Source organism: Actinomyces ruminicola, from assembly GCF_900103885.1.
Taxonomy (GTDB): Bacteria; Actinomycetota; Actinomycetes; order Actinomycetales; family Actinomycetaceae; genus Actinomyces; species Actinomyces ruminicola.
This window is the reverse complement of record NZ_FNIM01000008.1, coordinates 136,896-145,470: the sequence shown is the minus strand read 5'-3', so window position 1 is coordinate 145,470 and position 8,575 is coordinate 136,896. Positions and strand designations below refer to the sequence as shown.

Genomic DNA, 8,575 nt, shown 5'->3' with positions numbered 1-8,575 from the left:
GACGCCGGAGGGCTTGGTGCCGTCGTCGGATACGGCGGCGCATGCGTATGTGTATCGGCATATGGATGGTGTGGGTGGGGTGGTGCATACGCATTCGACGTATGCGACGGCTTGGGCGGCGCGGCGGGAGCCGGTGCCGTGTGTTTTGACGATGATGGCTGATGAGTTTGGGGGTGAGATTCCGGTGGGTCCGTTTGCGTTGATTGGGGATGACTCGATTGGGCGGGGGATTGTTGAGACGTTTTCGGGGTCGCGGTCGCCGGCGGTGTTGATGGCGAATCATGGTCCGTTCGCGGTTGGTCGGGATGCGCGGGCTGCGGTGAAGGCTGCGGCGATGTGTGAGGAGGTGGCGCGTACGGTGCATATCGCCCGTCAGGGGGGCCAGTTGGTGCCGATCGAGCAGGAGCTGATCGATCGCCTGAACGACCGCTACCAGAACGTCTACGGCCAACACTGACAGTCTCGCGCAGGCGTTCACGCGTCGGCCGTCAGTAGCCAATACGTCGTCGCCCCCGGATCCGATGATCCGGGGGCGACGACGTTGTTGCGGGACGTGCGCTGCCGAAGGCTAGATGTCCTCCAGCGAGGCCCCCTTGGTCTCCCGGGCGAACAGGTAGACAACCCCGCCCAGGAAGAGCAGCACCGCGAAGATGACGAAGGGTACGAACACCACTTCATGACTCAACTCGGCCGAGCCCACCAGCGCTCCCACGAAGTACGGCCCCACCACCTTGGCGATAGCACCGATCCCGTAGCCCAGGCCCAGACCGGTGGAGCGGGCCTCGGTGGGGAACTGCTCGCCGCCGAAGGCATTGAGGATGCCGAAGGCTCCGTCGCCGAACATCATCACAATGAAGATGCCGGCGAAGAACACGTACCCGGCATTGCCGATCTCATCGCCGGTGACCATCCGGGTGGAGAAGGCGGCGATAAGCGCGCCGATCGCGCCGATCATGCCGCAGCCGAACATCGTCCAGCGGCGCCCGATCTTGTCCGAGATCCAGGCCGAACCCAGGCGGCCCAGCAGGTCGCCCAGCGAGACGAACATGAACAGGGTGGCCACGGTGCCGGCCTCGAACTTGAAGGACTGCCCCAGCAGCGTTTGCCCCCAGGACTGCACGGTAAAGGACCCCAGGATGAAGCAGAAGGAGCCGACCGCGACCACCAGCAGCTGCTTGGGGTACTTGGAGAAGATCACCGCGTAGGAGGCGGAGGACTTCTGGGGCAGCTCGGGCAGGTCGGCGACCTGCTCCACCGGGATCTCCATGGCCCAGGCGTAGGCCTCCTTGGCCTCGCGCTCGCGCCCGCGGGACTGCAGGAAGCGGGGGGACTCGGGGATGACCCGGGCCCAGGCGAGCAGAATGATGGGGATACAGCCGACGGCGATCAGGCCGCGCCATCCCAGGGGGCCGCCGAGGTACTTGGTGACCAGCCCGCCCAGGAAGATGCCCGCGGGAATGAACACGCTCGTGAGCCCGGAGAGCAGGCCCCGCTGCTTGGCGGGCACGAACTCCTGGACGAAGGGCACCGAGGTGATGTTCAGGCCGCCGACGCCGAAGCCCACGCCGGTGCGCAGGATGGTCAGCAGGATCCAGCCGTTGACCGGGGTGAAGGCGGAGCCTGCCGTGAAGACCACCAGGACGACGATGCACCAGACGAAGGCGTGCTTGCGGCCGAACACGTCCGCCAGCCGCCCCCAGGTGATCGAGCCCAGGACCGTACCGAGTCCGGCCCCCGCCAGGATCACGCCCGACTGGAAGCCGGTCAGATTCCAGCCGGGTGTCTCAATGAGGAGATTGATGATGAAGCCGATGAGGAACATGTCGAAGAACTCCGACACGTTGCCCACGATCGCCATGCCGATCAGGGACTTCTGGTGTCCGGTGAGGCGATGATTATCGATTTGTTCAGGGGCGGTCTTCCCCTGCGGCGCGGTAGGCGCCGTTGCCTGTGTAGTCATATCTGATCCGATCAGCTTGATGGAAGAAGTGTGTGGATGCCGGGCCCGGCGCCGAGCGATGACAAGCGCCCAGACGCCGGGCCGCCCGTGTCAGCGGACGATGTCCGAGCCCTGGAGAACCTGCAGCTCGCCGGCGCGCACGTGAGTCAGGTCCCCGTGGTGCGTCAGCGCGATCTGGGCGACCTTCGTGCCCATCTCGATGCCCTTCTCGACGTCGTCGTCGAGCCAGCCGTGCAGGGTGCCGGCCACGAAGGAGTCGCCCGCGCCCGGCCGGTCGATCACCGGCACGGAGTGGATCTCGAAGGCCCGGTCCTTCTCGGGCGTCGACAGGTAGGTGCCGGCGCGGCCGTCCGTGGAGACCACCGTGGGCACGCCCATCTCCTCCCGCAGGGCGCGGCAGGCCGCGACCCCCGGCTTGTCGATGCCGAAGACGACCCGGGCGTCGGTGCGCGAGCAGAACAGGATCGAGGACTTGCGGGCGATCGGCTCCAGGGTCTTACGGGCCTGCTCGCCGCTCCACAGCAGGGAGCGGAAGTTGACGTCCAGGGCCACGTCCACGCCCCGCTCGACGGCGGCGTCGGCAAAGTAGCGCACCACCCGGGCGGTCTCCTGGGTAAGGGCGGCGGTGATGCCGGTCAGGAACACGACGCGGGTGTCCAGCAGGGCGTCCCAGTCGAACTCCTCCGGCGTGATGGTGCGGAAGGGCGTGTGCAGGCGGTCGTAGGTGACCTTGCCCGGCAGCGGGAACTCGCCCGGCTCCAGGAAGTACAGGGCCACCCGGCCCTCCTCCGTCATCACCGTGTGGCGAATGTCCACGCCGACGGCGGAGTACTCCAGCGCGATGCGGTCGGCCAGCTCGCCCTTGGGCAGTTTGGAGGCCCAGGCGGTGGAGCGGCCCAGCTGGCTGAGCAGGCCGGCGACATTGGCCTCGGAGCCGGCGGCGGTCATGCGCAGGGAGCGGGCCGTGGCAAGCCGCTCTCCGCGTTCGCAGGTGAGGCGGATCTGCCCCTCACCAATGGTGGTCAGGTCGTACGTCATTGTTCGGATCCTTCTGGTTGGCTGTGTATGGCCGCGTGCGCGGCGTTACGGCTGCCTTTCTGGCTGCAGTCGCAGGTGTTCTCGAAGTTGGTCAGGGAGCGGCGGTTGCCGCGTGGTGCGGCTCTCGAGGCGAGAGGCGCGACAGGGCGCTTCTTCAAGGATGCTGGATGGCGATGCCGGCGCCGGCGGCCTTCGCCTCAATGAATTGGCGGGCGGCGATGCAGCGCGCCACGGAGTCGGGGGCGTCGTCATTCCACATCTCGATCATGAGTCTGCCGGTCCAGTGCTGAGCGGCCAGCAGCTGAAAGGACAGGTCCCAGTCGACGATGCCGGTGCCCATCTCCACCCGCCTCGGCTCGCCGCGGCGCACGTCCTTGGCGTGCATCGCCACCATGTGCCCGCGGCCGGCCTCCAGCTCGACCGCCGGATCGAGCCCCTGCTCGGCGATGTTGCCGAGGTCGGGGTAGACCTGCAGGTAGGGGGAGCCGACGGCGTCGACGAACTCCATGGCCTTGCGAATGGAGGTGACGTCGGTGCCGTCGACGTTCTCGATGCCCATCACCACCCCCAGGCGGGAGGCCAGCGGGACGGCGTCCGCCAGGAGCTCGCCGTACCAGCGCTCCGCGTCCGGGTGCGGGTCCTCGTAGTAGGCGTAGTAGCCCGCCACCTGTATCACCGGGGCGCCGAGCTCGTGGCACAGCTCCAGGCCGCGGGCCATGACCTCGCGGGCCCGCCGCCGCACCTCGGGATCCGCCGAGCCCGGACCGATGCGCCGGTGCACCGACAGGCACACCCCGCCGATGCTGGTGCCGACCGACTCGGCGGCCTCGCGCACCATGCGGCACTGGCGCGGCCCCCATTGAAGGCGGGCCTCGCGCTGCGGGGACTCGTCCACGGACAGGTCCAGGAAGGAGTAGCCGGACTGTGGCACCTGGGCGAGGAAGCTCGCCCAGTCGTCGGGGGTGGCCAGTGGGTTGCCGACCAGGGCCTTCTCGTAGATGCCCAGGCGGATCCCGTCGTCGAGGGAGGTCACGCTCATGACCACACCTCGTCAATCGCATCCCGCATTGAGGATGCGGCGGCGGCCGGGTCGTCGGCGGCGACGATCGAGCGTCCGGCGATCACGATGCCCACCTTCCGGCCCGCGAAGGCCGGCAGGTCCTTGACACCGATGCCGCCGGTGACGGTGACGGTGAAGCCCATGCCCGCCAGCTCGTCCACCCGGTCCATGTCCTGAGCCTTCCAGGACAGGTCCCCGGCGGCCTCGCGGTCACGGGAGCGCTTGACGATGACGTGCTGCACGCCGGCGGCGCGCCAGGCGCGGGCCCGCTCGGGGTCGTACCACTCGTCGGCCAGCTCCACCTGCACCTCGCCGTCGAACTCGGCGGCGACCTTGCAGACCTGCTCGATTGTGGTCATGGAGGCGCCGGCCACGCAGGAGACCAGGTCCGCGCCGGCCTCGAAGGCCAGGCGGGCGATCTTGGCGCCGGCCTCCGCGATGCGCACGTCGGCGAGGATCTGCTTGTCGGGGAACAGGGCGCGGATGTTGCGCACCGCGTGGTAGCCCTCGCACAGGATCAGGATGGTGCCGCACTCGATGATGTCGACGTAGGGCGCCGCCTGCTGCAGGGGACCGAGCGCACTGGGCTGGTCCAGGGTATCCAGGGCGATCTGGAGCCTGGGGGCGTTGCGGGGTTCGCTCATCTCGACTCGCCCCGCTCAGCCGGCCAGGGGCTCGAAGGCGAAGAACGTGGCGGCGTTGTTCACCAGCAGGTCCTGAACGTAGTCGGGGTCGAAGCCCTCGTCGTCGATCAGGCGCGGGCAGAAGACGGCCGGGTCGTAGTCGACGCCGGAGACCGAGCCGTAGGCCTTCTGGTAGGAGGCCTTGCCGGAGTCGGTGCCGAGCAGGATCTGCTTGCCGTAGCCCTTCTCGCCGAGCACCTTGATGAGGTTCACCCGGGCGTTGTCCGGCACGTACTTGATGCGGTTGGTGCCGTCCAGCTCCACGTAGGCCCCCAGCTTGGTGATCTGCTCCTGGATCCACGGGTCCCAGTTGCGCTGGATGTGGCCGATGGCGATCTTCTCCGGGGCGACGCCCTGCTCGATCAGGAAGCGGGCCTGCTCGGGGCCGCAGGTGCCGGCGGTGACGTGGGTGTTGACGGGGGCGCCGGTCTCCTTGGAGGCGATGGCGACGGCCTTGCCGGTCTTGACCTCCCAGTCGGTGATCTTGCCGTAGGCGGTGGCCCACTTGATGACGCCGGCGCGCACGTCGGTGCGCTTGACCAGCGGGCCCATGTAGTCGCCCGCGTCCACGCCCTCGACGATGTCGGCGATCAGCAGGTCGGCGATCTCGTTGACCGTGTACTGGTTGACCCAGGACTGGCGCCACTCGAGGTAGACCTTCTGCTGGTGGAAGCCGGTGGCCTGGATCACCTGCAGGTCGGGGACCCGGTCCACCACCCGCTTGAGCTTGAGCACCCCCCGGCCGGAGGAGGCCGGGCACATGTCCACGACGGTGGCACTGGGGGCGAAGCGCTTGGAGGCCTCGACGAAGTAGCCGGCCTCCTCGACCGCCTTGTCCTCGTCGTCCAGGAGGTGGTCGGGGTCGATGTAGACCTCGCCCGCGCCGACGCGGATGAGGTGGTCGTGGGCGTTGACGACGCCGAGGGTGGCCGGGTCGACGTCGCCGTGGATGGTGCGGACGATTGCCATGGGGGTTCTCCTTCGAACGGATGAGCGATATGCACACCGGGCGGCATCTGGGCCGGTGGGAGCCGGCTGAAACCGGTATCCGTCACCGGCCCGCACCGCCGCGGCAGTTTCACGCTAGGGAGTGACGACGTCGTCCCCAAGGGGGCGTACTGCACGTTCGTGCACACTTACCCCAGAGTAGACGGTGCTCACAATCGACTTGTCTAGGTCAATTCACAGGAAACTCTCGCGCGTCGAGCGTAGGATGCAAATATGTGCGCGAACCTGGATCGAGAGCATGCGCGGCTGCTGCTGGACATCGCCCACCTGTACTGGGACCGGGACCTGAGTCAGGAGGAGATCGCCGAGCGCCTGGGCTACTCGCGCTCCACGGTCTCACGCAAGCTGACCGAGGCGCGGCGGGTGGGGATCGTGCAGGTGCGGGTCGCCCACCCGATCGAGCGCCTGATGGCGCTGGAGGAGGAGCTCACCTCGGCCTTCGGCCTCAAGCAGGCGCGGGTCACCGAGGTCTCCCGCCCGGTCCCGCCCGGAGTAACGGCCGACATCGCCCGGACCGCGGCCGAACTGCTGGTGGAGCACTGCGGACCGCGGTCGGTGATCGCGGTGTCCAACGGGCGGGCCGTGGCCGCCGTCGTGCACCACATGCCCGAGCGCACCTGGCCCGCCACAACGGTGGTGGCAATGATCGGCTCGGCGGGGGAGTCCTGCGACCTCGGCGACGGCGGCGACGTGTGCCGCAACCTGGCCATGCGGCTCGGAGGGCGATACCGGTCGCTGACCGTGCCGCTGGTCTTCGACTCCTTGAGCCTGGCACGCGCCGTGCGTAGGGAGGATCAGGTCGCCACGACGCTGGAGCTGGCCGCCCGCAGTGACGTAGCCCTGACGGGCATCGGCGCGGTGGGGGAGTCCACCAGCCCGTTGCTGCGCAAGTGGATGACGCCGCAGGTGGTGCGCGAGTGCCGCCGGCGAGGCGCGGTTGCACACCTGTGCGGGCACCACCTGGACGCCAACGGGCGGCACGTGCCCACGGCGCTGTGCGAGCGCACCCTGTGCATGGAGCCCGAGCGGCTCAAGGAGATCCCCTTCGTGGTGGGCGTGGCCGCGGGGGAGGACAAGGTGGCCGCCATCCGTGCGGCCCTGCGCGGCGGCTTCCTCTCCGCGCTGGTGACCGACGAGGTCACCGCCCGCGCGGTGCTTGAGGCGAATTGACCACCGGGGACGAAGGCAATCCGCCGTTTGCCACCCATACAGTGGCCATATGAGCGCACTGACTGACTATATCGACGCCTGGGTGGCGCACGATGTTGATCGTATTGCCGCTGCGGTCACATCGGACTGCGTGATCATTGAGTGCTACGGCCCGGTTTACCGGGGTCGCAACTGGGTGCGCCGTTGGGCGTCGGAGTGGTTCGCCGCGGGAGGGGCCGTGCACCGGTGGGAGGTTACCGATCACTTCACCACCGGTGACAGGGAGGCAGCTCAGTGGACCTTCGAGTGCACCTGGGACGGCAGACGCAGCGCCTTCGAGGGCGCGTCTATCGCCCGATCCGTAAACGGACAGATCGTAGAACTTCGCGAGTACCAGACCACCTCGCCGCTGTACGACTGGCGCGGGGCCTGGCGCTGATACACCCGGCTCGGCGAGTTACTTGCGCCGGTCCCTGGGGGACTGGAGTAGACAGGTGCCATGAGCGCTCCCGCCCCCGTCTCAACATCCGCCACTGGTTCCAGTTCTGCTCGCCCGCTCACCATCGCCGTCACTGGCGCCACCGGCAAGGTCGGCGGCCGCGTCGCCGAGCTGCTGCACGACGCCGGCCTGCGTCAGCGCCTCCTCGTGCGTAACCCGGCCAAGGCTCCCACCTGGGCCGATGACGTCGCCGTCGCCCCGTATGGCCAGGCCGACGCCGCCGTGCGCGCCCTGGAGGGCGCCGACCTCCTGTTCATGGTCTCCGCCGCCGAGAGTGCCGACCGCCTCGAGCAGCACCAGACCTTCATCGACGCAGCTGCCGCCGCCGGGGTGCGGCACGTGGTCTACACCAGCTTCCTCGCCGCAGCCCCCGACGCCGCCTTCACCCTGGCCCGCACCCACTGGACCACCGAGGAGCACCTGCGCAGGTCCGGCATGGCTTTCACCTTCCTGCGCGACTCCTTCTACGCCGACTTCATCCCCGACCTGGCCGTCGACGGCGTCATCGCCGGGCCTGCCGGCTCCGGGCGTGTCGGCGCGGTCGCCCGCTCCGACGTCGCTCGCAGCGCTGCCGCCATCCTCACCGCCTCTGCGGCCGGCGGGGACCACCACGCGGGCGCCACCTACGAGCTCACCGGCCCTGAGGCCTTCAGCCTGGCCGAGGCGGCCGCCACCATCACCGCCGTCACCGGGCGTCCCACCGTCTACCGCGACCAGAGCCTGGAGGAGGCGTATGCCTCCCGCCGCAGCTACGACGTGCCCGACTGGCAACTGGAGGCCTGGGTGTCCACGTACACAGCCATCGCCACCGGCGTCCTCGCCACCGTCACCGACGACGTCCGTGCACTCACCGGGCGTACGCCGCTCACGCTGGCGGAGGTGCTCCGCTGAGGTCGAGCCGTCGGCACTGGCTCAGGGGTAGGAGTTCCGGCAGTGAGGAAGGTGCCGCGACGCCGATCCACCTCACCGATTGTTCGGACAGGCCCCACAGCGCGAGCAACCCGCCTTGCAGGCCCACGACCGCGAATGGTCACGGGTGCGAGCCCGACGCCACGAACACGAGTTCCCGTCATGATCACGTGTTCTTGGAGGTCTGCACGGCTCTTGACCGTGTAAACCGCCAAAACGCGTGTATCGGAGGGAAACTCGTGTGTGTGACCAACCTGCCCGCCACTTCT

Annotated in this window: 9 protein-coding genes; 4 read left to right on the top strand and 5 right to left on the bottom strand. The window is 68.6% G+C overall.

Going from position 1 to position 8,575, the window contains the following annotated elements:
- Window positions 1-457 (top strand): L-ribulose-5-phosphate 4-epimerase (locus BLR49_RS08170; protein WP_176765750.1); only part of this gene is annotated, 457 nt, incomplete at its 5' end.
- 111 nt (window positions 458-568) lie between these two features.
- Here BLR49_RS08170 and BLR49_RS08165 read toward each other — a convergent pair.
- The 5 genes from BLR49_RS08165 to BLR49_RS08145 all read right to left on the bottom strand — a co-directional run bounded on the left by BLR49_RS08165 (window position 569) and on the right by BLR49_RS08145 (window position 5,710).
- A complete protein-coding gene (locus tag BLR49_RS08165) occupies window positions 569-1,960 on the bottom strand; it encodes an MFS transporter (RefSeq protein ID WP_092536186.1) in 1,392 nt (463 codons plus the stop codon).
- A gap of 90 nt (window positions 1,961-2,050) precedes the next feature.
- Window positions 2,051-2,998, bottom strand: a complete 948-nt coding sequence (locus tag BLR49_RS08160) for a sugar kinase (protein WP_092536183.1) — start codon at window positions 2,996-2,998, stop codon at window positions 2,051-2,053.
- 154 nt (window positions 2,999-3,152) lie between these two features.
- Window positions 3,153-4,037 (bottom strand): L-ribulose-5-phosphate 3-epimerase, encoded by an 885-nt coding sequence (locus tag BLR49_RS08155; RefSeq protein ID WP_092536180.1) that lies wholly within the window; start codon window positions 4,035-4,037, stop codon window positions 3,153-3,155.
- Window positions 4,034-4,702 carry a 3-dehydro-L-gulonate-6-phosphate decarboxylase gene (locus BLR49_RS08150; RefSeq protein WP_092536177.1) on the bottom strand — a complete coding sequence of 223 codons (669 nt, stop codon included), beginning with the start codon at window positions 4,700-4,702 and terminating at the stop codon, window positions 4,034-4,036. The genes BLR49_RS08155 and BLR49_RS08150 overlap by 4 nt, the downstream gene beginning before the upstream one ends.
- Window positions 4,703-4,717: 15 nt before the next feature.
- Complete coding sequence (locus BLR49_RS08145) at window positions 4,718-5,710, bottom strand: phosphotriesterase family protein (protein ID WP_092536174.1); 993 nt, start codon at window positions 5,708-5,710, stop codon at window positions 4,718-4,720.
- Between the two features lie 252 nt (window positions 5,711-5,962).
- On the opposite strand from BLR49_RS08145, the gene BLR49_RS08140 reads away from it, so the two are divergent.
- The 3 genes from BLR49_RS08140 to BLR49_RS08130 are packed head-to-tail and all read left to right on the top strand — an operon-like array spanning window position 5,963 to window position 8,288.
- Window positions 5,963-6,919 carry a sugar-binding transcriptional regulator gene (locus BLR49_RS08140; protein ID WP_092536171.1) on the top strand — a complete coding sequence of 319 codons (957 nt, stop codon included), beginning with the start codon at window positions 5,963-5,965 and terminating at the stop codon, window positions 6,917-6,919.
- A 49-nt stretch (window positions 6,920-6,968) separates the two neighbouring features.
- Window positions 6,969-7,337 (top strand): nuclear transport factor 2 family protein, encoded by a 369-nt coding sequence (locus BLR49_RS08135; protein ID WP_092536168.1) that lies wholly within the window; start codon window positions 6,969-6,971, stop codon window positions 7,335-7,337.
- Between the two features lie 60 nt (window positions 7,338-7,397).
- Window positions 7,398-8,288: an SDR family oxidoreductase gene (locus BLR49_RS08130; protein ID WP_092536165.1), complete on the top strand. Its 891-nt coding sequence runs from the start codon at window positions 7,398-7,400 to the stop codon at window positions 8,286-8,288.
- The last annotated feature ends 287 nt before the right edge of the window (window positions 8,289-8,575 follow it).

What these genes read in the sequence shown, in the direction of transcription:
- BLR49_RS08155 (WP_092536180.1), bottom strand. Translation starts at nt 4,037, where the DNA reads ATGAGCGTGACCTCCCTCGACGACGGGATCCGCCTGGGCATCTACGAG.
- BLR49_RS08150 (WP_092536177.1), bottom strand. Translation starts at nt 4,702, where the DNA reads ATGAGCGAACCCCGCAACGCCCCCAGGCTCCAGATCGCCCTGGATACC.
- BLR49_RS08145 (WP_092536174.1), bottom strand. Translation starts at nt 5,710, where the DNA reads ATGGCAATCGTCCGCACCATCCACGGCGACGTCGACCCGGCCACCCTC.
- BLR49_RS08160 (WP_092536183.1), bottom strand. Translation starts at nt 2,998, where the DNA reads ATGACGTACGACCTGACCACCATTGGTGAGGGGCAGATCCGCCTCACC.
- BLR49_RS08140 (WP_092536171.1), top strand. Translation starts at nt 5,963, where the DNA reads ATGTGCGCGAACCTGGATCGAGAGCATGCGCGGCTGCTGCTGGACATC.
- BLR49_RS08165 (WP_092536186.1), bottom strand. Translation starts at nt 1,960, where the DNA reads ATGACTACACAGGCAACGGCGCCTACCGCGCCGCAGGGGAAGACCGCC.
- BLR49_RS08135 (WP_092536168.1), top strand. Translation starts at nt 6,969, where the DNA reads ATGAGCGCACTGACTGACTATATCGACGCCTGGGTGGCGCACGATGTT.
- BLR49_RS08130 (WP_092536165.1), top strand. Translation starts at nt 7,398, where the DNA reads ATGAGCGCTCCCGCCCCCGTCTCAACATCCGCCACTGGTTCCAGTTCT.